The organism is Modestobacter versicolor, from assembly GCF_014195485.1.
Taxonomy (GTDB): domain Bacteria; phylum Actinomycetota; class Actinomycetes; order Mycobacteriales; family Geodermatophilaceae; genus Modestobacter; species Modestobacter versicolor.
This window is the reverse complement of the sequence record NZ_JACIBU010000001.1, coordinates 3,152,090-3,173,452: the sequence shown is the minus strand read 5'-3', so window position 1 is coordinate 3,173,452 and position 21,363 is coordinate 3,152,090. Positions and strand designations below refer to the sequence as shown.

The following is a 21,363-nucleotide window of genomic DNA, read 5'->3' as shown; positions in this document are numbered from 1 at the left end:
CACGGGTGGTGGCGCGTGTGCCGGGAGGGGCTCTCGCGCCGCGTCAGGGCGTGGACGGCGGCCCCAGGCTGTACGGACCCGGTACTCTGGAGGGGACACACCGCCAGCAGCCCCCTGAGAGCCGTCCTGCGCCGGTCGACGCTGTCGTCGACGTGGTCGCCCGGCTCGCCGGCTGCGCAAGAGAAGGGCCCCACGTGGTCGCTGCGCCCCAGACCGAGAACGCCTACTCCGGCAGTTCCATCACCGTCCTCGAGGGCCTCGAGGCGGTGCGCAAGCGCCCCGGCATGTACATCGGCTCCACTGGCGAGCGCGGCCTGCACCACATGGTGTGGGAGGTCGTGGACAACGCCGTCGACGAGGCGCTGGCCGGCTACTGCGACACCGTCAAGGTGACCCTGCTGGCCGATGGCGGCGTCCGGGTCGAGGACAACGGCCGTGGCATCCCGGTCGACATGCACCCGGTGCAGAAGCGGCCCACCGTCGAGGTGATCATGACCGTCCTGCACGCGGGCGGGAAGTTCGACGGCAAGAGCTACGGCGTCTCCGGCGGTCTGCACGGCGTCGGCGTCACCGTGGTGAACGCGCTGTCCACCCGGCTCGACGTCACGATCTGGCTCAACGGCAACGAGTGGCACCAGACGTACAACGAGGCCAAGCCCGGCCCGCTCGAGCAGGTCGGCACCACCGACAAGCGCGGCACGTCGATCACCTTCTGGGCCGACGGCGGCATCTTCGAGACGACGCACTACTCGTTCGACACGATCAACCGCCGGCTGCAGGAGATGGCCTTCCTCAACAAGGGCCTGACCATCATCCTGCGCGACGAGCGCCCCGGGCAGAGCAAGGCCGAGACCGGCCTGGGCGACGAGGCGTCGCTGGCCGAGGCGGCGCCGACCGCGGGCCACGAGGACGAGGCGTTCGAGCCCACCGAGGTCACCTACCGGTACGAGCAGGGCCTGGTCGACTACGTCACCTACCTGAACCGCCGCAAGACCGCGATCCACCGCTCGGTCATCGGCTTCAGCGCCGACGGCGTCGGCAAGAACGACACCGCCATGTCGGTCGAGGTCGCGATGCAGTGGTCCGACGCCTACTCCGAGTCGGTGCACACCTTCGCCAACATCATCAACACCCACGAGGGCGGCACGCACGAGGAGGGCTTCCGGGCCGCGCTGACCTCGATCGTGAACAAGTACGCGGTCGACAAGAAGCTGCTCAAGGAGAAGGACGAGAAGCTCACCGGCGACGACATCCGGGAGGGCCTGGCGGCCATCATCTCGGTGAAGCTGGGCGACCCGCAGTTCGAGGGCCAGACGAAGACCAAGCTCGGCAACACCGAGGTCAAGGGCTTCGTGCAGAAGGTCTGCAACGACCAGATCGGGCACTGGTTCGAGGCCAACCCGGCCGAGGCCAAGACCATCATCACCAAGGCCGCCTCCGCCGCCCGCGCCCGCCGTGCCGCGCAGGACGCTCGCAAGCTGGCCCGCAAGAACCTGCTGTCGGTGAGCGGCCTGCCGGGCAAGCTGGCCGACTGCCGTTCGACCGACCCGCGCAACTCCGAGGTCTACATCGTCGAGGGCGACTCGGCCGGCGGTTCGGCCAAGTCCGGCCGCGACTCGATGTTCCAGGCGATCCTGCCGATCCGCGGCAAGATCATCAACGTCGAGAAGGCGCGCATCGACCGGGTCCTCAAGAACACCGAGGTCCAGTCGATGATCACCGCCTTCGGCACCGGCATCCACGACGAGTTCGACGTCACCAAGCTCCGGTACCACAAGATCGTGCTGATGGCCGACGCCGACGTCGACGGCCAGCACATCCGCACGCTGCTGCTCACGCTGCTGTTCCGCTTCATGCGCCCGCTGGTCGAAGGCGGCTACGTCTACCTGGCCATGCCCCCGCTGTACAAGATCAAGTGGGGCGGCAAGATCGGTGACGAGTACGTCTACACCGACAAGGAGAAGGAAGGCGCCCTCAAGCTCGGGGCCGAGAACGGCCGCAAGCTCAAGGACGACGCCATCCAGCGCTTCAAGGGCCTGGGCGAGATGGACGCCAAGGAGCTGTGGGAGACGACCATGGACCCGGCGACCCGGATCCTGCAGCAGGTGACCATCGAGGACGCCGCCGCGGCCGACGAGCTGTTCAGCATCCTGATGGGCGAGGACGTCGTCGCCCGCCGCAGCTTCATCACCCGCAACGCCAAGGACGTCCGCTTCCTCGACGTGTAAGAGGGACTCCGCGCCCCCCGCCCGGCGGCCCCCGTGCCGGGGCCCGCCGCGAGTTCGCGAGCGGTGGGGGGCACGGGGGTCCGTTACCCACCGCTGTGCATCGACTTGTGGAGAACCAGACGTGACAGAGACACCGAGCCGCGACCGCGTCGAGCCGGTCGACCTCCAGCAGGAGATGCAGCGCAGCTACATCGACTACGCGATGTCGGTCATCGTCGGCCGCGCGCTGCCCGACGTGCGGGACGGCCTCAAGCCGGTCCACCGCCGGGTGCTGTACGCGATGTTCGACCAGGGCTTCCGCCCCGACCGGGCCACCGTCAAGTGCGCCCGCGTGGTCGGCGAGGTCATGGGCAACTACCACCCGCACGGTGACTCGTCGATCTACGACGCCCTCGTGCGGCTGGCCCAGCCCTGGTCGATGCGCTACCCGCTGATCGACGGCCAGGGCAACTTCGGCTCGCCGGGCAACGACCCGGCCGCGGCCATGCGGTACACCGAGGCCCGGCTCACCCCGCTGGCCATGGAGATGCTCCGGGACATCGACGAGGAGACCGTCGACTTCCAGCCCAACTACGACGGCAAGAACCAGGAGCCGCTGGTCCTGCCGGCGCGCATCCCGAACCTGCTGATCAACGGCTCGGCCGGCATCGCCGTCGGCATGGCCACGAACATGCCCCCGCACAACCTGCGCGAGGTCGCCGCGGCCGTCTTCTGGGTGCTCGAGCACCCGGACGCCGAGCCCGAGGAGGCGCTCACCGCGTGCATGGAGCGGGTCAAGGGCCCGGACTTCCCGACCCACGGCCTGATCGTCGGCCGCGAGGGCATCGAGGACGCCTACCGCACCGGCCGCGGCTCGGTGCGCATGCGCGCCGTCGTCACCGTGGAGGAGGACAGCCGGGGCCGGGTGCAGCTCGTCGTCACGGAGCTGCCCTACCAGGTCAACCCGGACAACCTGGCCGAGTCGATCGCCGAGGCGGTCAAGGACGGCCGGCTCCAGGGCATCAGCGAGATCGCCGACGAGTCCTCCGACCGGGTCGGCCGCCGGCTGGTCATCACGCTGCGCCGCGACGCCGTCGCCAAGGTCGTGCTGAACAACCTCTACAAGCACACCCAGCTGCAGACGACGTTCGGCTGCAACATGCTCTCGATCGTCGACGGGGTGCCCCGCACGCTGCGCCTCGACGAGCTCATCCGGCTGTGGGTGACCCACCAGATCGAGGTCATCGTCCGGCGCACCCGCTACCGGCTGCGCAAGGCCGAGGAGCGCGCGCACATCCTGCGCGGCTACGCCAAGGCCCTGGACCACCTCGACGAGGTCATCGCGCTCATCCGCCGCAGCGAGTCGGCCGAGGCCGCCCGCACCGGGCTGATGGAGCTGCTGGACGTCGACGAGATCCAGGCCGTCGCGATCCTGGACCTGCAGCTGCGCCGGCTCGCGGCCCTGGAGCGGCAGCGGATCCTCGACGAGCTGGCCGAGATCGAGGCCCGCATCGCCGAGCTGCAGGCCATCCTCGACTCCCCCGAGCGGCAGCGGCAGATCGTCCACGACGAGCTGGCCGAGATCGTCGAGAAGTACGGCGACGACCGGCGCACCCAGTTCGTGGCCAACGACGGTGACGTCTCGATGGAGGACCTCATCGCCGAGGAGCAGGTGGTCGTCACGATCACCCGCACCGGCTACGCCAAGCGCACCAAGGCCGACCTGTACCGGTCGCAGCGGCGCGGCGGCAAGGGCGTCATGGGGGCCCAGCTCAAGCAGGACGACCTGGTCCAGCAGTTCTTCGTGGGCTCCACCCACGACTGGATCCTCTTCTTCACCAACAAGGGCCGGGTCTACCGGGCCAAGGCCTACGAGCTCCCCGAGGCGGCCCGCACGGCGCGCGGCGCCCACGTGGCCAACATCCTGGCCTTCCAGCCGGACGAGAAGATCGCCCAGGTCATCCAGATCAAGGACTACTCGGTGGCGCCGTACCTGGTGCTGGCCACCGCCCGCGGTCAGGTGAAGAAGACCCGGCTCACCGACTTCGACTCCCCCCGCAGCGGCGGCGTCATCGCCATCAACCTGCGGGAGAACGACGAGCTGGTGGGCGCGGCGCTGATCAGCCCCGAGCAGAACCTGCTGCTGGTCACCCGCAAGGCGATGTCGATCTGCTTCAAGGCCGACGACGCGCAGCTGCGCCCGATGGGCCGGGCCACCGAGGGCGTCCGCGGCATCTCGCTCTCCGACGACGACCAGCTGCTGTCGATGATCGTCGTCACCGAGGGCGTCGACGTCCTGGTCGCGACCGAGGGCGGCTACGCCAAGCGCACCGGCATCGAGCACTACCCCGAGCAGAACCGCGGCGGCAAGGGCGTGCTCACCGCCGACCCGAAGGCGCGCAAGGGCGCGCTGGTCGGGGCGCTCGCGGTCGTGCTCGGCGACGAGCTCTACGCGATCACCTCCGGAGGCGGCGTCATCCGCACCCCGGTGAACGGCGTGCGGCACACCCGCGACCGGGCCACCATGGGCGTCAAGCTCATGAACTTGCCGGAGGACGTGTCCATCGTGGCTATCGCGCGTACGACGGACAACGACGAGCCCGACGCCTAGGGTGGGGCGGATGCCAGACCAGGGCAGCGGACGACGCCGTCCCCGCCCGGGTCTGCGCGACGATCACGGCAGTGACCGGACCCCCGTCGCCTCGAGCGACGGCGGTCCGGTGGGTGCAGCGACGCGGCGAGGGCCGCTGGGGGACAGGAGACTGGGATGAGCGACCGGGCGCGCAGTTCGGTGCGTACCGGGACCCGTGACGGGTCCGGGACGTCCGACGGGGTGCCGGAGGCCGCCGGCCCGGTGGACGACGCGGGCGCCGGGGCCACGGCCAGCGGTTCTGCGACCGCCCCCCGCGGCACGCCGTCCGGAGCGGGTGCCACCCCGGCGGCGGCCGAGCCGGCGCCGGCCGGGAAGCGCTCGTCGTCCCGGGCAGCAGCCGAGCCGACCGCGGACGTCGCGGACGTCCAGCCCGCCGCCGGCAAGCCGGTGGTGGCCAAGGCCGCCCCGACCAAGGCTGCCGAGCCGTCCCCGGCCGAGATGACCCAGGCGGCCGCCGCCCCGGCGCCGCCGGCAGCGCACCCGGTCACCCCCCTCGGTCCCACCGGCGCGGCCCCCCGGCCGGCGTCCCGCCCGGCCGACGACGGCGCCCGCCCGGTCACCAGCCCCGCTCCGCCCGTGCCGCCCTCCACCGGGGTCGGCCGGGCCGTGGGGTCGCGCAGCAGCGCGGCGGAGGCCGGCCAGCTGCCCGTCGACCAGACCCAGGCGGTCACCCTCCCCCCGGCCGGCGCGCGCCCGGCCGACCAGCCGTCCCGCCCCGCGGCGGCCCGGGCCACCGAGGCCGGGTCCCGCACGGCGGCCGGTGCCCGCCCCGCGGCGGACGCCGCCGCCCGCCCGGGCAAGGTGCGCGGCGCCGGGAAGGGCCCGCGGCGGGCCCGCCTGCAGCTCCGGCACATCGACACCTGGTCGGCGCTGAAGATCTCGCTGGTGCTGTCCATCGCGCTCTTCTGCGTGTGGATGGTCGCCGTCGGAATCCTCTACGGCGTGCTGGGCCAGCTCGGCGTCTTCGACACCCTCAACGACCTGATCGGGCAGCTGGGCAGCTCGTCGGGCGAGGAGGCCACCACCGGTGACGTCATCAACGCCAAGATCGTGCTCGGCGGCGCCGCGGTCATCGGCGCGGTGAACATCGTGCTGCTGACGGCGCTGTCGACTGTCAGCGCGTTCGTCTACAACCTCTGCTCGGACCTCGTCGGTGGCCTCGAGGTCACCCTCGCCGAGCGCGACTGACGAAGGACCCCGCTGCCCCCCACTGCTCGCGAGCTCGCGGCGGGCCCCTGCAGCGGGGCCGTTCCAGCACGTCGCCTCCCCCCGCGTCGGGGGGTGGGAAGGGGCCAGGTAAGCTCTTCCTCGGTCCACGGGCCTGTAGCTCAGGCGGTTAGAGCGCATCCCTGATAAGGATGAGGCCGGAGGTTCAAGTCCTCCCAGGCCCACCCGTGCACCGACGGCGGGACGACCGGCGCCCTCCGGGGCCCGGTCTCCCGCTCCCCGGTCGCCCGCAGCGGTCACCGGAGCCGCGGTGACCACCACCGATGGAGGAGGTCCCGCGTGCTGAAGAAGCTGGCGGTGGCAGCGCTCGCTGCCAGTGCCGTGGTCGCCGTCCGCAAGCGCGGGGCGGGCAAGGGCGAGGCCGACCTCTGGGCCGAGGCCACCCGCGGCCCGGGAGCGGTCAGCACCCCGCGCTCCTCCTGAACCGGCGGCGCGGCCGGACCGCGCCACCCCCGGGGACGTAGCTCAATTGGCAGAGCACCGCCTTTGCAAGGCGGGGGTTAGGGGTTCGATTCCCCTCGTCTCCACGCACCGCGCAGCGCCCGCCCACCGGGTGCCCGGCACCTCCCCGGCCGGCGAGTGGGAGAGTGGTGCCCGTGACTGAACAGACTCCTGCCGCACGGCGCGCCGTCCTGCACACCAACCGCGGCGACATCACCGTCGACCTGTTCCCCGACCACGCCCCCAAGACGGTCGCCAACTTCGCCGAGCTGGCCGAGGGCACCCGCGAGTGGGTCGACCCGCGCACCCGCGAGAAGACCACCGCCAAGCTCTACGACGGCACCGTCTTCCACCGGGTCATCGACGGCTTCATGATCCAGGGCGGCGACCCGCTCGGTCAGGGCACCGGCGGCCCGGGCTACCGCTTCGGCGACGAGTTCCACCCCGACCTGGCCTTCAACCGCCCCTACCTGCTGGCGATGGCCAACGCCGGCCCCGGCACCAACGGCTCCCAGTTCTTCATCACCGTCACCAGCACCCCGCACCTGAACAACAAGCACACGATCTTCGGTGAGGTGGCCGACGACGCCAGCCGCCAGGTCGTCGACGCGATCGCCACCACCCCGACCGCCCGGGGCGACCGCCCGGTCGAGGACGTCGTGATCACCTCCGTCGAGGTGCAGCGCAGCTGACCGCACCTGACGGGACGGAGGGCACCGGGGGTGCCGGCGCGGGTGGACCGCAGCCGGCACCTCCGGCCACCTGCTACCGGCACCCCGACCGGCCGACCGGGATCCGCTGCGTCCGCTGCGGACGGCCGATCTGCCCGGAGTGCATGACACCGGCCTCCGTCGGCTTCCAGTGCCCCGACGACGTCTCCGCCGGCAACGCCGGGGTCCGCCAGCCCCGCCGCACGACCGGCCTGCGGCTGGCCGGGCGGCGCTGGGGGCCCGTCACGCTGACCCTCATCGGGATCAACGTGGCGATGTTCCTGCTCACCGCCGTGCTCACCGGCATCGGTGGCCAGGACCCGCTGCAGAACTACCGGGCCGAGCTGTTCCAGCGGCTCGCCCAGGTGCCCGTGTTCGTCGAGATGGGCGACTGGTGGCGGCCGTTCACCGCCGCCTTCCTGCACTACGGGGTGTTCCACCTGGCGCTGAACATGGTGTCCCTGCTGATCTTCGGGTCGGAGCTGGAGCGGCTGATGGGCCGGGTCCGCTACCTGACCGTCTACCTGGTGGCCGTCGTCGGCGGCGCCGCCGCGATCCAGTTGCTGGGCCAGCCGTTCGGCCAGGTCGCCGGGGCCTCGACCGCCATCTACGGCCTGATGGGCGCCTTCGGCGTCGTCCTGCTGCACCAGAAGCAGGACCTCCGCGGGCTGCTGACGCTGCTCGGCATCAACCTGGTGATCAGCTTCCTGCCCGGGGTCTCGCTGATCGGCCACCTCGGCGGGCTGGTGGGCGGCGCTGCGGCAGCCACGGTGCTGGTGCTCACCCGGCGGTCCCGGCCGGCGGCCATCGGCGGGACGGCCGCCCTCACCGCCGTCCTGCTCGTGCTGGTCTTCGCCGGGATCGGCTGAACGTCAGCCGCCTGCGCCGGCGGCGTGCAGCGCCTCGACGACGACCTCCGGGTCGGTGCCCAGCTCGCGGCGGCCCAGCACCAGCAGGACGGTGTCGTCCGCGGCGTCCTCCAGCTCCAGCGTGCGGGTGCGGACGCCCCACCGCCGCTGGGTGCGCAGCCGGGCCCGCAGGCGCGGCCACGGGATCGTGGTGGCGCGGGTGAGCCCCCGCACCGTCACCCCGGCACCGTCGGCCCGCACCCGCGGGCGCAGCAGGGCGTCGTGCGCGGCGAGCCCGAGCAGCAGCAGCGCGGCCCCACCGAGCAGCACCCGGCCGACCGGGTCGACCAGCACGACGGCGAGCGCCAGACCGAGGCCCACGACCGCGGTCGCGACCACCTCGCCGGACCGGGGCGACCACTGCACCCGCCCAGCTTGTCAGCACCCCCTGGTGGACCCGGCCGCGGCGCCTAGCATCGCGGCACAGGCAGTGCCGCCGAGCGAGGAGTGGGTCCATGCGTGATGCCGTCATCTGTGCCGCCGTCCGCACCCCGGTGGGCAGGCGCGGCGGGGGCCTGTCCGGCGTCCACGCCGCCGACCTGTCCGCCACGGTGCTCACCGCGCTGGTCGAGCGCACCGGGCTGGACCCGGCCGACGTCGACGACGTCCTGTGGGGCTGCGTGAGCCAGGTCGGGGAGCAGACGTACAACATCGGCCGGGTCGCGGTGCTCGCCGCCGGCTGGCCCGAGTCGGTGCCGGGCACGACGATCGACCGGCAGTGCGGCTCGTCCCAGCAGGCGCTGGCCTTCGCCGCGGCGATGGTGGTCAGCGGCCAGGCCGACGTCGTGGTCGCCGGCGGCGTGGAGTCGATGAGCCGGGTGCCGATGGGCTCCTCCGTCGGCGACGGGTCGGCCGGGCGCCCGCTGGGTCCCCGCTTCCTGGACCGCTACGACGGCGTCGCCCCCAACCAGGGCGTCGGCGCCGAGATGATCGCGGTCCGCTGGGGCTTCTCCCGCACGCAGCTCGACGAGTTCGCGCTGCGCTCGCACGAGCGCGCGGCCAAGGCGCAGGCCGACGGCGCCTTCGACGAGCAGATCGTCCCGGTGAGCACCCCGGACGGCGTCGTCACCGCCGACGAGGGGATCCGCGCCGGGGGCACCCTGGAGAAGCTGGCCGGCCTGAAGACGCCGTTCCAGGCCGACGGCGTGATCAGCGCCGGCAACGCCAGCCAGATCTCCGACGGGGCGGCCGCGCTGCTGGTCACCACCTCCGAGAAGGCGCGCGAGCTCGGCCTGACGCCGATCGTGCGGGTGCACACCACGGTGGTGGCCGGTGACGACCCGGTCATCATGCTCACCGCGCCCATCCCGGCCACCCGGAAGCTGCTGGAGCGGTCCGGGGTGCCACTGGCCGACATCGGCGTCCTCGAGGTGAACGAGGCCTTCGCCCCGGTGCCGCTGGCCTGGCAGCACGACCTCGGGGCCGACCTCGACCGGGTCAACCCGCTCGGCGGCGCGATCGCGCTCGGACACCCCCTCGGCGCCTCGGGTGCCCGGATCGCGACCACGCTCGTGCACCACATGCAGGCGTCGGGGACCCGCTACGGGCTGCAGACGATGTGCGAGGGCGGCGGGATGGCCAACGCGACCCTGCTGGAGCTCGTCTCCTCCTGACGTGCGTCCGTCCACAGCCCCCGTCCCCACCGACGGGGGCTGTGGCATGTCCGGGTCGTCGACGACCCGTGCCCGATGTCGACAACACGCCCGGGAACGCGCCGGACCGGCCCGTCACGCTGGCCGTTTGCGCTCCGGGCCGGGGGGTAGTAAGGGGCTCTGGCGGGGCTTCGCCGTCCACGTTTACCCACAGGTGTGTACACAGCTGGGGACGAAGTTCCAGCGATGTAGTTACCGCTGTGCCGTTCCCGCCACAGTGGTCACACGCGGGGTGTCCGTGCAGGTCAGAGCGGTGACGACCACCCGCCGCACTCCACATGTCGTGGACAACCCTGAGGACGGCCGATCCAGCGGCCTGTGGACGGACGCGGGCGCTGTGCACAGTCGATCTTCGCCCTCGGTGCCGGTCGCAGCGCTGACCTGCACGTTGACCCCTTGTCGACTCGTCCGGTCGGTGACCGTGGGCGGCCGGGAGTCACCGCACGTCCCCGGGGACGACACAGGCCCCCGTCCCGGAGCGGGACAGGGGCCTGTGGACGAACGGGTCGTGCCGGCGCGGTCAGCGCCAGCGCATCGACATCACCAGTCCGGCGACCATCGCGCCGAAGCCGATGGCGAAGTTCCAGGCGCCCAGCGACACCATGAAGCCGATCCGGTCGCCGGCCACGTAGTAGACGACGATCCACAGCAGCCCGATGAGCATCAGCGCGACCATCAGGGCGGCGTACCAGCGGGGGCTCGGCTCCGCAGCCTTGGCGCGGGCCGCGCGCGAGGGCAGGACGCCCTCCGGCGGTGTGTACACCGACTTCTTGCGCACCTTCGACTTGGGCACCGTGCGGACTCCCTCCCGGGCCGGTGGCCTGTCGCCCCGGCGTGAACTGCCACCAGCCTAAGCTGCAGGCCGGGCAGACCTGCCCCGTGGCAGCCGCGCGTCACCCTCCGGGGCCGGGTGTGCACGCGCCCGCCGCGGACGCCAGCCAGGAGGTGACCATGCCGCGGACCCCACGCCTGCAGCGCCCGTCGCTCTGGTCGGTGCTCGTCCCCGTGGTGGCCCTGGTGGCCGGCCTGCTCTTCGCCACCTCGAGCCGCACCGCGCTCGGCACCGACCTGCGGGCCGGGGAGAGCTCCCAGCTGTCCGGGCTCATCGAGCAGCGCGACGACGCGGTCGCCCGGCAGCAGGACGAGCTGGCCCTCCTCCAGCAGCAGGTCCAGGAGCTCACCGACCAGGCGGCCAGCCGCAACGGCGCGGTCGCCGAGGCGTCGGCCGAGGGCGCCGTCGGGCTCGCCTCCGCCGGGCTCACCCCGGTCAGCGGCCCGGGTCTCACGGTCCGGCTGGACGACGCACCGCAGGGCGACGGCGCCGACCTGCCCTCCGGCGCGACCGGTGACGACCTGGTCATCCACCAGTCCGACGTCCAGGGCGTGGTCAACGCGATGTGGGCGGCCGGGGCCGACGGGGTGGCGATCATGGGCCAGCGCCTGATCAGCACCAGCGCGGTGATCTGCGTGGGCAACACCCTGCTGCTGCAGGGCCGCAAGTACTCCCCGCCGTTCGTCGTCACCGCGGTCGGTGACGCCGACGAGATGCGCCGGCAGCTCGCCGCCTCCGCGGAGGTCCAGCTGCTCAAGCAGTACGTCCAGCTGTACGGGCTCACCTACGAGGTCGCCGACGAGCGCGAGGTCGACCTGCCGGCCTACGAGGGCACCCTGGAGATGCAGTACGCCGGTCGCGCCGGCTGAGGACCCCGACGGGGAGGTGTGTGTGACGGAACGGCGGGCGGGCAGATCCCGCCTGAAAGCCGACTCGCTCGTCGCAGCGGTGGTAGGCGCTGTCCCCGGAGCGCACGTCGCCATCCAGCCTGACGGGGCTCACTGGTCGGCCCACGTGCCCTGCGCACGCCACGATGGGTCGGGCGGAGTGCAGGCAACCTAAGGTGACCGGCCATGAGCTGGTGGAGGCCTGAGGACCCGATGGTCGACCTGCGCTTGCGTGCAGGCGGATCGCTGGTGTTTGCGGTCGCCGCGGCCGTCGCCATCGTCGTCGACGCGCGCCCAGCCCTTGTCGCCGCGCTGGGCGGCCTCGCCATGGGAGGGCTGTTGGTCGTTGGTGTGAGGTGGTCCGCGCTGCGCAAGGCGCGGGACTCTTAACGATCTAGCGTCGTCCTCTGTGCGCTTGCGGCGGCCGTGTCCTTGAGCGACCCAGTCAAGGGTGGGCGGTGACGATGGTCGGGAGATCCGCCGCTCGTGCGCTGTCCGGTCGGGGTGCTGAGCCGCGGGATCGAGACGGTCGTTGTTGGCAGCACCGACGGGCGAGCGACGCTCTCCCCTGCAGACCCCGGACGGGGAGGTGTGTGTGACGTAACGGCGGGCGGCCGTGTACACCTGACACGTGGCCCTCCCCGACGCCCCGCGACCGGTGCTCGTCGTCGACAACTTCGACAGCTTCGTCTACAACCTCGTCCAGTACCTGGGCCAGCTCGGCGTGCCCAGCCTGGTGCGGCGCAACGACGCCGTGACGATCGACGAGCTGGCCGACCTCGACGTGGCCGGGGTGCTGCTCTCCCCCGGCCCGGGAACGCCCGTGGACGCCGGCGTGACGGTCCCGATGGTGCGGGCCGCGGCTGAGGCCGGGCTGCCGGTGCTGGGCGTGTGCCTGGGCCACCAGGCCATCGCCGAGGCCTTCGGGGGCGTCGTGGGCCGCGCGCCGGAGCTGCTGCACGGGAAGACCAGCCAGGTCGTCCACGACGGCGTCGGCGTGCTCGCCGGCCTCGACTCGCCGTTCACGGCCACCCGCTACCACTCGCTGGCGGTGGAGTCCGACACCGTCCCCGCCGAGCTCGAGGTGACCGGCCGGACCCCGTCGGGGATCGTCATGGCGCTGCGGCACCGCGAGCTGCCGATCGAGGGCGTCCAGTTCCACCCCGAGTCGGTGCTCACCGAGGGCGGCCACCAGCTGCTCGCCAACTGGCTGACCAGCTGCGGGCTCGCCCCGGACCCGGCCCTGGTCGAGGCGGCCGCCGCGTCCGCCCGCCGGCTGACTGTCGCCACGGTGTAGCCCCGCACACGACGACGAGGGCCCCTCCCGGTACGCCCGGGAGGGGCCCTCGTCGTCGTGTGCGGTGTCAGCCGGTGGTCGTCGTCGGGCTGCTCGACGGGGCGGGCGGCGCGGACGACGAGGGCGGCGTGGACGGCGCGGACGTCGTCGGGGTGTCGACGGGCACCGCCACGGCCACCAGCAGGGTGACCTCGTCGCCCGCGGCGACCGAGGACCGGGCACCGGGCTGGGTGCCCGCGACCAGGCCGGGCGCCACGTCGGCGGTCTCGGCGTTCACCTCGGTGATGTCGCTGGAGGCGATGCCGAGGGCGACCAGCTGGGCGCGGGCCTCGACCGGGGACTTGCCCACCAGGTCGGCCGGGATGCTCACGGTGCCGGTGGAGACGCCCAGCGTGAAGCTGGCGTCCGGCGCGGCCGCGGTGCCCTCGCCCGGGTCGATCGACACGACCTGGCCCTCGGGCTCGAGGGAGTCGACCTGCTCGGAGCTGATCGAACCGGTGAACCCGGCGTTCTGCAGGTTGCTCACCGCGCGGTCGCGGGTGAGCCCGACGACCTGCGGGACGTTGATGGTGTTCGGGCCGGCGCTGACGACCAGGTCGACGGTGGTGCCCTCGTCGACCTCGGTGCCGGCGGCCGGGTCGGAGCTGATGACCCGGTCCACCGGGACCGTCGAGCTGGCCTCGGTGGAGACGGTGCCGACCTCCAGCCCCACGCGGGCGAGGGCGGCCCGCGCCTCGTCCTGGGTGCTGTTGGCGATGACCGGCACGGCCACCTGGGTGACCGGCGGCGGGTCGTCGTCACCCTGGCTGAGGGCCAGCGCGATGCCCACGGCGCCGCCGATGAGCACCAGCGCGCCCACCACCAGCGCGATGACCCGGTTCCGCTTCTTCTTCCGGGCGGCCTGCTCGTCGTCGTCCCAGTCCTCGGCGTAGCCGTACCCGCCGGGGGTCGCGCCGATGATCGTGGTCTTCTCGGCGTCGCTCATCACCGGCGTCGCCTCGACCCGCTGGCCGGCGACGGCGCGGAGCAGGTCGGCCCGCATGTCCGCGGCCGACTGGTAGCGGTTGGCCGGGTTCTTGCTCATCGCCTTGAGCAGGATCGCGTCGAGCTCCGGCGGGATCTCCGGGTTGATCGACGACGGCGTCCGGGGGTCCTCGCGCACGTGCTGGTAGGCCACCGCGACCGGGGAGTCACCGGTGAACGGCGGGGTCCCGGTGACGAGCTCGTAGAGCAGGCAGCCGGCGGAGTAGACGTCGGAGCGCGCGTCGACGCCCTCGCCGCGGGCCTGCTCGGGGGAGAGGTACTGGGCGGTGCCGATGACGGCGGCCGTCGAGGTCATCGTGGCGGCCGAGTCGGAGACCGCGCGGGCGATGCCGAAGTCCATCACCTTGACGGTGCCCTGCGGGGTGATCATCACGTTCCCGGGCTTCACGTCCCGGTGCACGATGCCGTTGCGGTGGCTGAAGTCCAGCGCAGCGCAGATGTCGGCGGTGAGCGACATGGCGCGGTCGGGGGACAGCCGCCCCTCGCGGCGCAGCACGTCGCGCAGCGTCTCGCCCTCGACGTACTCCATGACGATGTAGGGGGTGGCGCCGTTGGCGGTGCGGTCCTCGCCGGTGTCGTAGACGGCGACGATCGCCGGGTGGTTCAGCGAGGCCGCGGCCTGCGCCTCGCGGCGGAACCGGACCTGGGACGACGGGTCGCGGGCGAGGTCTTGGCGCAGCACCTTGACCGCGACCTCCCGGCCCAGCCGCAGATCCCGCCCGCGGTGCACCTCCGCCATCCCCCCACGGCCGAGCACCCCGCCGATCTCGTAGCGCTCACCGAGCACTGAGGGCGTGGTCATCGGGGGTCCTCTCGGGCTGTGCGACGGTCGGCTGGGGTGGGCTGGGCCACGCCGTCCGGGAGCCTAATCGCTGGCACGGCGCCTCCCGGGCGCGACGCGGGGTGCGCGGGGCGGGTGTGTCACTCGGTGCCCACGAGCTGCGTCGACCCGTTCTGCAGGGTCCCCGAGCCCACGCTGGCGTTCGGGTCGGGGTCCGACGGCGGAGCCGCTGTCGTGGTCTCCGGAGGCGGAGTGCTGACCGTCGTCGTCGCGGGCGGCGGGGTGGTGGGCGTCGTCACGACGGGCGACGACGGCACCGTGGACGTCCGCGACGTCGAGGTGCTGCTGGGGGCCGGGGCGCCACCGCCGCCGCCCCCGCCACCGGTCGGTGCCGCGGAGGTCGGGGCACCGGTCTCGCCCTCGGTGGGCTCGGTCCCGCCGTCCTCGCCGTCCTCGCCGTCCTCCCCGTCCTCGGGGGTGTACGGGGCGCCGGTGACGAACAGGGTGATCTCCGTGCCCGGCGCGAACGTGCCCTGCGCGGGGTCGGCGGTCACGACGGTGTTCTCGTCGAGCTGCTGCGCGGCGGCCACCAGCTGCTCGTCGTCCGCCTCCTCGCGCAGGACCACCAGCTGCAGCCCCTCGAGCTCCAGCGCCACCTCATCGGCGTCCCGGCCGACGTAGGCCCGGACGTCGAAGTCGATGCCGCCGGTCGCGTTCGTGGTCGCCGGGGCCACCGAGGGCGCGGAGGTCGAGGCGCTGGGCGACGCCGTGCCGCCGCGGTCGTCGTCGCCCCCGGAGAGCGCGACCGCGATGCCGCCGGCCACGAGCAGGAGCAGGGTGAGCGCGGCCGCGGCCCAGACCAGCCGGGTGCGCCGGCGCGTGCGCGGGTCGCCGGCCGGGTCGTCGTCCCAGCTGCGGTCGCCATCGTCGCCGTCGACCGGGGGGCCGTGCAGCGGGGGCATCGTCCGCGGTGCCGTGGCCGGCCCGCCGGTCGCCGGGATCATCGAGGTGGCGGTGTCGTCGCCACCGATCACCGTGGTCATCGCGGTCGGCGGGGGGACGAGCCCACCGGCCGCGACCGCCCGGACGGCGTCGGCGAACTCGCCGCCGTCGGGGAACCGGGCTGCCGGGTCCTTGGCCAGCGCCCGCTCGATCAGCGCCCGCACCTGCCGGGGGACGTCGGCGGGCAGCGGCGGCGGGGGCCGGTTGATCTGGGCGAGCGCGATGGCGACCTGCGACTCGCCGTCGAAGGGCCGCACGCCGGCGACGCACTCGTAGCCCAGCACGCCGAGGGAGTAGACGTCGGAGGCGGCGGTGACCACGTGCCCCTGGGCCTGCTCCGGGGAGAGGTACTGGGCAGTGCCGACGACCATGCCGGTGCGGGTCAGGGGTGCGGCGTCCCGGGCGTAGGCGATGCCGAAGTCGGTCAGCTTCACCACGCCGTCCGGGCGCACCAGCAGGTTGCCCGGCTTGATGTCGCGGTGCACCATCCCGGCGGCGTGCGCGGCGGAGAGGCCGTCACCGGCCTGGCCGAGGACGTCGAGGGTCTGCTCGGGGGTGAGCCGGCCGCGCTCGGCCAGGATCGTCACCAGCGGCTTGCCCTCGACGAACTCCATGATCAGGTAGGCCAGCCGCTGGCCCTCGACGGTCGTCTCGCCGTAGTCGTAGACCGAGGCGATGTTGGGGTGCGACAGCGCCGCGGTGTGCCGGGCCTCGTTGCGGAAGCGGATGAGGAAGCTGGAGTCGCCGGTGTACTCGCTCTTGAGCACCTTGACCGCGATGGTGCGGCCCAGCGTGCGGTCCCGGGCCTTCCAGACCTCGCCCATGCCACCGGTGGCGATGGGCGCGGTGATCTCGTAGCGGCCGGCCAGCACGCTGCCCACGTGGACGGCCATCAGCCCCCGGCTCCCTGGCTGTCGAGGAAGGCCTGGATGACGGACCGGGCGATCGGGGCCGAGGTGTCGCCACCGGTGCCGCCGCCGTTCTTGACGAAGACGGCGACGGCGATCTGCGGGTCGTCGGCGGGTGCGAAGCCGATGAACCAGTTGTGGTCCGGCGCGTCGGTGCCGGTCTCCGCCGTCCCGGTCTTGCCGGCGACCGTGACGCCGCTGATCTGGGCCCGGCGGCCGCTGCCGTTCTCGACGACGCTGGTCATCATCTCGGTCAGGTCGTCGGCCACCTCGGCGGAGAACGGCCGGCCGAGCTCCTCGGGGTCGGTCTGGTCGACCACGGTGAGGTCGGGCGCCTGGATGGAGTCGACCAGGCGGGGCTTCATCAGCCGGCCGTCGTTGGCCACCGCGGAGGCGATCATCGCCGCCTGCAGCGGGGTGAGCGCGACGTCCTGCTGGCCGATCGAGGTGACGCCCAGCTCGGCGTCGTTGGCGATGTCGCCGATCTGGCTGCCGGCCACCGGCAGCGGGATGTCGAAGCCCTCGCCGTCGATGCCGAAGCCGGCGGCCATGTCCCGCACGGCGTCCTCGCCGAGGTCGATGCCCAGCTGGGCGAAGGCGGTGTTGCAGGAGATCGTCAGCGCGTCGATCAGCGACTGCTCACCGGAGGAGCTGCAGGGGTCGTCGCCGAAGTTCCGCAGCTCGGTGCTCGTGCCCGGCAGGGTGAGCCGCTGCGGGGCGGCCAGCACCGACTCAGGGGTGTAGTCGCCGCTGGCCAGCGCCGCCGCGGAGACCACCACCTTGAAGATCGAGCCCGCCGGGTAGCGCTGGGAGGTCGCCTGGTTGACCGTGGGGTCGGCGTCGCCGGAGCCCTCCGCGGGGGTGATCGACGCCTGGTAGTCGCGCATCGCCGCCGGGTCGTGGCTGGACAGCTGGTTGGGGTCGTAGGTCGGCGTGCTGGCCAGGGCCAGGACGGCGCCGGTCGAGGGGTCCAGCGCGACGACGGCACCGGTCGCGTCGCCCAGGCCCTCCATCGCCGCCTGCTGCACGGCCGGGTCCAGGGTCAGCTCGACGTTGCCGCCGGAGGGGTCGCGGCCGGTGAACAGGTCGCCGAGCCGGCGCAGCGCCAGCCGGTCGTCGGTGCCGGCGAGCACGTCGTTCTCGGCGTCCTCCATGCCGCGCTTGCCGAAGATCACCGAGTAGTAGCCGGTCACCGGCGCGTACAGCGGGCCGTCGGCGTACTGCCGCAGGTAGGTCAGCGCGTCGTCGGTCTCGACCGAGGAGGCGATCTCGTTGCCGGCGACGACGATCGCACCGCGCTCGCGGTCGTACTCCTCGGTGAGCACCCGGGTGTTGCGCGGGTTCTCGCGCAGCGACTCGGCGCGCACCACCTGGATGACGTTCACGTTGACGATGAGCAGGGTGAACAGCACCAGCACGCTGATGGCGACCTTGCGCAGCGGGGCGTTCACGGCCGGACCACCTCGGTCGGGGCGTCGACCAGCTTGGGTGGGGTCGGTTGGGGAACGGCGGCCGGGCGGCGGGCGGCGTCGCTGATCCGCACGAGCAGCGCGACGAGCCCGAAGTTGGCGACCAGCGACGAGCCTCCGTAGGCGAGGAACGGGGTGGTCAGGCCGGTCAGCGGCAGCAGGCCGGTGACACCGCCGAGGACGACGAACACCTGCCAGGCGACGGCGAAGGAGAGCCCGGCGGCCAGCAGCTTGCCGAAGCCGTCGCGCACCACCAGCGAGGTGCGCAGCCCGCGCTCGACCAGCACCAGGTAGAGCACGATCACCGCGACCAGGCCGAACAGGCCCAGCTCCTCGCCGATCGCCGAGGCGATGAAGTCGCTCTTGGCCACCGGGACCTGGTCCGGGCGCCCGCCGCCGAGGCCGGCGCCGAACAGCCCGCCGGTGCCGAGGCTGAACAGCGACTGGACGATCTGGTAGCCGCCGGTGTCGACGTAGGCGAAGGGGTCCAGCCAGGTGTCCACGCGCACCCGCACGTGGCTGAACGCCTGGTAGGCGACGAACGCGCCGCCGGCGAAGAGCAGCACGCCGATGACCAGCCAGCTGGCCCGCTCGGTGGCGATGTAGAGCATCACCACGAAGATCCCGAACAGCAGCAGCGAGCTGCCCAGGTCGCGCTCGAAGACCAGCACCAGGATCGAGGCCACCCAGGCGAGCAGCACCGGCCCGAGGTCGCGCCCGCGGGGCAGCTCGAGCCGCAGCACCCGGCGGCTGGCCAGCGCCAGCACGTCGCGCTTGTCGACGAGGTAGGCGGCGAAGAAGACGACCAGGCAGATCTTGGCGAACTCGCCGGGCTGGATGGAGAAGCCGGCGACCCGGATCCACAGCTTCGCGCCGTTGATCTCGGAGTTGGGCAGCACCGCCGGGATGGCCAGCAGGACCAGGCCGATCAGCGCCAGCGTGTAGGCGAACCGGGCGAGCACCCGGTGGTCGCGGACGACGACCACGACGGCCACGAAGAGCACCAGGCCGACCGTGGCCCACAGCAGCTGGACCGGGGCGTCCTCGCCGCTGCTGTTGCCGCCGAGCTGGTCACCGGCGATGTCCAGCCGGTGGATCATCGTCAGCCCCAGGCCCATCAGCACCGCCACGCAGGGCAGCAGCAGCGGGTCGGCGTAGGGCGCGAACCGGCGGACGACGACGTGCGCGATCGCCCACAGCGCGGTGAACCAGGTGCCGAAGGTGGCCAGCTCCGGGCTCAGCGAGCCGGTCACGGTGAGGTCGACGATGCACTGGGCGGCGAGGGTGATGAGCACCGCGAAGCCCAGCAGCAGCAGCTCGGTGCCGCGCTTGGTCGGGACGGGCGTGGTGCCGGCGGCGGCCGCCCGCGGGTCGGTCCCGGGACCGGTCACCGTCGGGTCCGCCCGGTCGCTCGACCGGTTGCTCGGGGGGTCATCAGGCGGCCGGCCATCAGTCGGCCTCCCGGCAGTCCACTCCCGGCTCACCGGAGCTGGACCGCCCCGTGCTCGTCGTCGAGCCCGTCGTCGTCGGTGCGGGAGGGGTGGGGGCACCGGTGGCGGCCGGGTCGGCGGCGGTGGTCGGTGCGCCGGGGGCCGGTGCCGGGGTGGTCGCGCCCGAGGGGGCGGCGGAGGTCGTGCTGGCGGCGGTGCTCGACGCGGGCCGGCACGGCTCGAGCTGCTGCTCGCGCAGGTTGGCCAGGATGCGCTCGGCGTCCGCGCGGTCGCTGGCGTCGATCCCGCCGGAGACCCGGCTGCGCGCGGCCTGGGTGAGGTCGCTGGTCGCCAGCCCGGTGGACCGGTCCAGCCGGTACAGGTCGATGCCGACGATGGAGGCGTCGACCCCCTGGAACACCGCGACCTCGTCGCCGTCGGCGGTCTCGGCCACCCCGACGAACCAGTGGTCCATCACGAACAGGTAGGTGCCGATCGCGGCGGCGCCCAGGACGACGACGGTGGCCAGCGCGATCAGCGCGGTGCGGGCCGGCCGGCGACGGCGCGGCGGCGGGGAGCTGCTGGCCGCCGGCGAGCTCTGCTGCGCCGGCTGCGGGTCGGCCAGCGCGGCCCGGCCGGCCGCCGAGCGCGGGTCGACGTCCCGCTGGCCGCGGTTGTCACCGGCAGCACCGTCGACCACCGGTTCGATCAGGGCGCCCCGGCCGTCGTCCTCGACGACGTCGGCGACGATGCAGGTGATGTTGTCCGGCCCGCCGCTGCGCAGCGCCAGCTCGATCAGCCGGTCGGCGGTGGCCTGCGGGTCGGGGTCGCGCATCGCCGAGGCCAGCGTCTCGAAGGTCACGACGCCGGAGAGACCGTCGGAGCAGAGCAGGTAGCGGTCGCCGGCGCGGGCGTCGCGCATCGACAGGTCGGGCTCGACGTCCTGGCCGTTGAGGGCGCGCAGCAGCAGCGAGCGCTGCGGGTGGCTGTTCGCCTCCTCCTCGGTGATCCGGCCGTCGTCGATCAGCGTCTGCACGAAGGTGTCGTCGTGGGTGATCTGGGCGAGCTCGCCGTCGCGCATCAGGTAGGCGCGGGAGTCGCCGACGTGGCACAGCCCCAGCCGGCCGCCGGCGAAGAGGACGGCGGTGAGCGTCGTACCCATGCCCTCCAGGTGCGGCGCCTCCCGGATGACCTCGCGCAGGTGCTCACTGCCGTCGAAGACCGCCTGGCGCAGCGCCTGCAGCAGGTCGCCGGAGGGGGCGTCGTCGTCCAGGTGCTCCAGCGCGGCGATGACCACCTTGCTGGCGACGTCGCCGGCGGCGTGGCCGCCCATCCCGTCGGCGACGGCGAGCAGTCGAGGGCCGGCGTAGACGGAGTCCTGGTTGGTGCCGCGGATGAGGCCGCGGTCGGAGCGCGCGGCGTAGCGCAGGACGAGTGTCATGAGCGCAGCTCCAGCACGGTCTGCCCGATCCGGATCGGCTGGCCGGGGGCGACCAGCAGCGGGCCCTGCACGCGCTGCTGGTCGAGGTAGGTGCCGTTGGTGGAGCCGAGGTCCTCGACGTACCACTGGCCGGTGCGGTTGGTCAGGCGCGCGTGCCGCGACGAGGCGAAGTCGTCGGTGAGCACGAGCGTGGAGTCGTCGGCACGGCCGATCAGGATCGCCTGCTCCCCGAGGGTGATGCGGGTGCCCGAGAGCGGGCCCGCGGTGACGACCAGGTGGCGGGGGCCGCGTGCGCCGCGCTTGCGGCCGGCCGCGGCGGCCCGGGGCGGGACGGAGGCGACCCGGCCGGCGCGACCGCCGAACAGGTCGGCGCGGACCACGCGGAACGCCGCGAAGATGAACAGCCACAGCAGCAGCAGGAACCCGAAGCGGAAGGCCTGGACGACGATCTCCGCCATCAGCCGACCACCCCCG

The 21,363-nt window shown here is 73.1% G+C and carries 17 protein-coding genes and 2 tRNA genes; 11 read left to right on the top strand and 8 right to left on the bottom strand.

Going from position 1 to position 21,363, the window contains the following annotated elements:
* Positions 1-194: 194 nt before the first annotated feature.
* The 8 genes from gyrB (at position 195) to FHX36_RS15460 (ending at position 8,107) form a co-directional block, all read left to right on the top strand.
* Positions 195-2,228: a DNA topoisomerase (ATP-hydrolyzing) subunit B gene (gene gyrB, locus FHX36_RS15495; protein WP_110553042.1), complete on the top strand. Its 2,034-nt coding sequence runs from the start codon at positions 195-197 to the stop codon at positions 2,226-2,228.
* 121 nt (positions 2,229-2,349) lie between these two features.
* A complete protein-coding gene (gene gyrA / locus FHX36_RS15490) occupies positions 2,350-4,818 on the top strand; it encodes a DNA gyrase subunit A (RefSeq protein WP_110553041.1) in 2,469 nt (822 codons plus the stop codon).
* A 222-nt stretch (positions 4,819-5,040) separates the two neighbouring features.
* Complete coding sequence (locus tag FHX36_RS15485; RefSeq protein WP_343056632.1) at positions 5,041-6,048, top strand: DUF3566 domain-containing protein; 1,008 nt, start codon at positions 5,041-5,043, stop codon at positions 6,046-6,048.
* Between the two features lie 129 nt (positions 6,049-6,177).
* Positions 6,178-6,251: transfer RNA gene (locus FHX36_RS15480), tRNA-Ile, on the top strand.
* Between the two features lie 115 nt (positions 6,252-6,366).
* A complete protein-coding gene (locus tag FHX36_RS15475) occupies positions 6,367-6,510 on the top strand; it encodes a DLW-39 family protein (RefSeq protein ID WP_181428593.1) in 144 nt (47 codons plus the stop codon).
* A 31-nt stretch (positions 6,511-6,541) separates the two neighbouring features.
* Positions 6,542-6,614: transfer RNA gene (locus FHX36_RS15470), tRNA-Ala, on the top strand.
* 69 nt (positions 6,615-6,683) lie between these two features.
* The gene (locus FHX36_RS15465) at positions 6,684-7,220 is read left to right on the top strand and encodes a peptidylprolyl isomerase (protein ID WP_110550316.1); all 537 of its coding nucleotides are present in this window, start codon (positions 6,684-6,686) and stop codon (positions 7,218-7,220) included.
* A 143-nt stretch (positions 7,221-7,363) separates the two neighbouring features.
* The gene (locus FHX36_RS15460) at positions 7,364-8,107 is read left to right on the top strand and encodes a rhomboid family intramembrane serine protease (RefSeq protein WP_110550315.1); all 744 of its coding nucleotides are present in this window, start codon (positions 7,364-7,366) and stop codon (positions 8,105-8,107) included.
* Positions 8,108-8,110: 3 nt separating this feature from the next.
* Here the strand turns inward: FHX36_RS15460 and FHX36_RS15455 are convergent, their stop codons facing one another.
* Positions 8,111-8,512 (bottom strand): PH domain-containing protein, encoded by a 402-nt coding sequence (locus tag FHX36_RS15455; RefSeq protein WP_110550314.1) that lies wholly within the window; start codon positions 8,510-8,512, stop codon positions 8,111-8,113.
* An 89-nt stretch (positions 8,513-8,601) separates the two neighbouring features.
* Here FHX36_RS15455 and FHX36_RS15450 point away from each other — a divergent pair, with 89 nt between their 5' ends.
* On the top strand, positions 8,602-9,759 hold the full coding sequence (locus tag FHX36_RS15450; RefSeq protein ID WP_110550313.1) for a thiolase family protein: 1,158 nt from the start codon (positions 8,602-8,604) through the stop codon (positions 9,757-9,759).
* 559 nt (positions 9,760-10,318) lie between these two features.
* Here the strand turns inward: FHX36_RS15450 and crgA are convergent.
* A complete protein-coding gene (crgA, locus tag FHX36_RS15445) occupies positions 10,319-10,591 on the bottom strand; it encodes a cell division protein CrgA (protein WP_110550312.1) in 273 nt (90 codons plus the stop codon).
* A 158-nt stretch (positions 10,592-10,749) separates the two neighbouring features.
* Here crgA and FHX36_RS15440 point away from each other — a divergent pair, with 158 nt between their 5' ends.
* Together FHX36_RS15440 and FHX36_RS15435 are read left to right on the top strand one after the other, a co-directional pair.
* On the top strand, positions 10,750-11,499 hold the full coding sequence (locus FHX36_RS15440; RefSeq protein WP_110550317.1) for a DUF881 domain-containing protein: 750 nt from the start codon (positions 10,750-10,752) through the stop codon (positions 11,497-11,499).
* A 649-nt stretch (positions 11,500-12,148) separates the two neighbouring features.
* A complete protein-coding gene (locus tag FHX36_RS15435; RefSeq protein WP_110550311.1) occupies positions 12,149-12,814 on the top strand; it encodes an aminodeoxychorismate/anthranilate synthase component II in 666 nt (221 codons plus the stop codon).
* 67 nt (positions 12,815-12,881) lie between these two features.
* Here FHX36_RS15435 and pknB read toward each other — a convergent pair whose 3' ends face one another.
* The 6 genes from pknB to FHX36_RS15405 form a co-directional block, all read right to left on the bottom strand.
* Positions 12,882-14,660, bottom strand: coding sequence for a Stk1 family PASTA domain-containing Ser/Thr kinase (gene pknB, locus FHX36_RS15430; RefSeq protein ID WP_110550310.1), 1,779 nt, complete (start codon positions 14,658-14,660; stop codon positions 12,882-12,884).
* A gap of 119 nt (positions 14,661-14,779) precedes the next feature.
* Positions 14,780-16,534 carry a protein kinase domain-containing protein gene (locus tag FHX36_RS15425; protein ID WP_183513876.1) on the bottom strand — a complete coding sequence of 585 codons (1,755 nt, stop codon included), beginning with the start codon at positions 16,532-16,534 and terminating at the stop codon, positions 14,780-14,782.
* Entirely contained in the window at positions 16,534-18,000 is a 1,467-nt protein-coding gene (locus tag FHX36_RS15420) for a peptidoglycan D,D-transpeptidase FtsI family protein (protein WP_110553040.1), read from the bottom strand. The genes FHX36_RS15425 and FHX36_RS15420 overlap by 1 nt, the downstream gene beginning before the upstream one ends.
* Positions 17,997-19,409, bottom strand: a complete 1,413-nt coding sequence (locus FHX36_RS15415) for an FtsW/RodA/SpoVE family cell cycle protein (protein WP_110553039.1) — start codon at positions 19,407-19,409, stop codon at positions 17,997-17,999. The genes FHX36_RS15420 and FHX36_RS15415 overlap by 4 nt, the downstream gene beginning before the upstream one ends.
* A gap of 58 nt (positions 19,410-19,467) precedes the next feature.
* Positions 19,468-20,889 carry a PP2C family protein-serine/threonine phosphatase gene (locus tag FHX36_RS15410; protein ID WP_110553038.1) on the bottom strand — a complete coding sequence of 474 codons (1,422 nt, stop codon included), beginning with the start codon at positions 20,887-20,889 and terminating at the stop codon, positions 19,468-19,470.
* The gene (locus FHX36_RS15405) at positions 20,886-21,347 is read right to left on the bottom strand and encodes an FHA domain-containing protein FhaB/FipA (RefSeq protein WP_110553037.1); all 462 of its coding nucleotides are present in this window, start codon (positions 21,345-21,347) and stop codon (positions 20,886-20,888) included. The genes FHX36_RS15410 and FHX36_RS15405 overlap by 4 nt, the downstream gene beginning before the upstream one ends.
* Positions 21,348-21,363 lie beyond the last annotated feature (16 nt).

What these genes read in the sequence shown, in the direction of transcription:
- FHX36_RS15460 (WP_110550315.1), top strand. Translation starts at nt 7,364, where the DNA reads ATGACACCGGCCTCCGTCGGCTTCCAGTGCCCCGACGACGTCTCCGCC.
- FHX36_RS15450 (WP_110550313.1), top strand. Translation starts at nt 8,602, where the DNA reads ATGCGTGATGCCGTCATCTGTGCCGCCGTCCGCACCCCGGTGGGCAGG.
- FHX36_RS15440 (WP_110550317.1), top strand. Translation starts at nt 10,750, where the DNA reads ATGCCGCGGACCCCACGCCTGCAGCGCCCGTCGCTCTGGTCGGTGCTC.
- pknB (WP_110550310.1), bottom strand. Translation starts at nt 14,660, where the DNA reads ATGACCACGCCCTCAGTGCTCGGTGAGCGCTACGAGATCGGCGGGGTG.
- FHX36_RS15425 (WP_183513876.1), bottom strand. Translation starts at nt 16,534, where the DNA reads ATGGCCGTCCACGTGGGCAGCGTGCTGGCCGGCCGCTACGAGATCACC.
- FHX36_RS15410 (WP_110553038.1), bottom strand. Translation starts at nt 20,889, where the DNA reads ATGACACTCGTCCTGCGCTACGCCGCGCGCTCCGACCGCGGCCTCATC.
- FHX36_RS15405 (WP_110553037.1), bottom strand. Translation starts at nt 21,347, where the DNA reads ATGGCGGAGATCGTCGTCCAGGCCTTCCGCTTCGGGTTCCTGCTGCTG.